The organism is Polyangium fumosum, from assembly GCF_005144585.1.
Taxonomy (GTDB): Bacteria; Myxococcota_A; Polyangia; order Polyangiales; family Polyangiaceae; genus Polyangium; species Polyangium fumosum.
In genome coordinates, this window is the sequence record NZ_SSMQ01000181.1 from 1 (window position 1) to 1,542 (window position 1,542).

Sequence of the window (1,542 nt, forward strand, 5' to 3'; positions counted from 1 at the left end):
TCATCCCGTCGGTACATTCGGGGGGTCTGACGACATTATACAGTCGAGGCCCCCGTGAATTTCGAGACCGAGAACGACCCCGAGATCCTCCGGCAGGCGGCCCTGCTCCTGGAGCGTGAGAACCAGCGGCTCGCGAAGCAGATCATCGCGCTGACCGCGGAGCTCGTCGCGCTGAAGGGCGAGAGCTCCGAGCAGATGAAGCTGCGTATCGCGGCGCTCGAACAGCAGATCGCCCAGAAGAATCGCCTGCTCTTCGGCGAAAGCTCGGAACGACGCGCGAACGGCGAAAGTGGCACGCCGCCCGCGCCGCCCGCGCCGCCGAAGCCGCCGAAGAAGGGACACGGCCCGAAGGCGCAGCTTTCGTTGGAGATCGTGGAGGTCGAGCACAAGCTGGACGACGCTGACAAGGTTTGCAAATCGTGCGGCGGCGCGCTCGAGGCGTGGGAGGGGCAATTCGAGACGTCGGAGGAGGTCACCCCCGTACCGCGCCGCTTCGTGGTGAAGAAGCACAAGCGCCAGAAGTATCGCTGCCCTTGTGGCGGATGCATCGAGACGGCGCCCGGGCCCGAGAAGCTCTTCGAGGGGGCGCGTTACTCGATTGATTTCGCCGTCGAGGTCGGCGTGGACAAGTACGACGACCACGCGCCACTGGAGCGCCAGGTGCGCAAGATGCGACGCGAGGGTTTGCTCGTGGAGTCGCAAACGCTCTGGGATCAGCTCGAGCGCGCGGCGAGGCTGCTCGCGCCGGGATACGAAGCGCTCTTTCAATACGTGCTCAGCCGGGGCGTCATCGGCGCGGACGAGACGCGGTGGCCGCTCCTCGGCAAGAATGAGCCTTCGCGCTGGCATGCGTGGTCGGTGGTGGCGCCCGACGCGGTGGTCTATCGAATCCTGGAGGGCCGTGGAGCCGAGGAGGGGCGAAAGGTGCTCGGGGGCTACAAGGGCGTCGTGATGTGCGACGGCTACGGCGTGTACAAGTCGCTCTCGAAAACGGAGGGCTTCTCGCTCGCGCATTGCTGGGCTCACGCACGGCGCGAATTCATCAAGATCGAGTCGTCGTATCCCGCGGAGACGAAGCAAGTGCTCGACTTGATCCGCGGCCTTTATGCCGTCGAGGCGAAGTGCAGGCCCGGGCCCGAGGGGGATGCCGAGCGGCTGGCGCTGCGACGAGCTGAATCGAGGTCGCTGCTGGAGCGCATTCAGCAATGGGCGGAGGCGACGCCGGTCGTGCCGAGGAGCAGCCTGGACGACGCGATCAAGTACATGGCCGGGCACTGGAGCGGACTCACGCGATTCCTTTCCGACCCGCGAATTCCGTTGGACAACAACCACACCGAAAGAGCCGAGCGCGGCGTCGTGGTCGGACGCAAGAATCACTACGGGTCTCGATCGCGGCGAGGGACCGAGGTCGCGGCGCTCTTTTATTCTTTCGTGGAGAGCGCGAAGCTCTGCGGGCTCGATCCGAAAGCGTACCTGCGTACGGCCATCACCGCGGCGGTGCGCGGGGAGCGAATTCCCCTGCCTCATGAGATAGCCGCTCGG

Annotated in this window: 1 protein-coding gene; it reads left to right on the forward strand. The window is 65.6% G+C overall.

What is annotated here, in order from left to right; genetic code table 11:
* Positions 1–54: 54 nt before the first annotated feature.
* Positions 55–1,542: IS66 family transposase (gene tnpC / locus E8A74_RS51595; protein WP_136936577.1), on the forward strand; the 1,488-nt coding region annotated here is incomplete at its 3' end.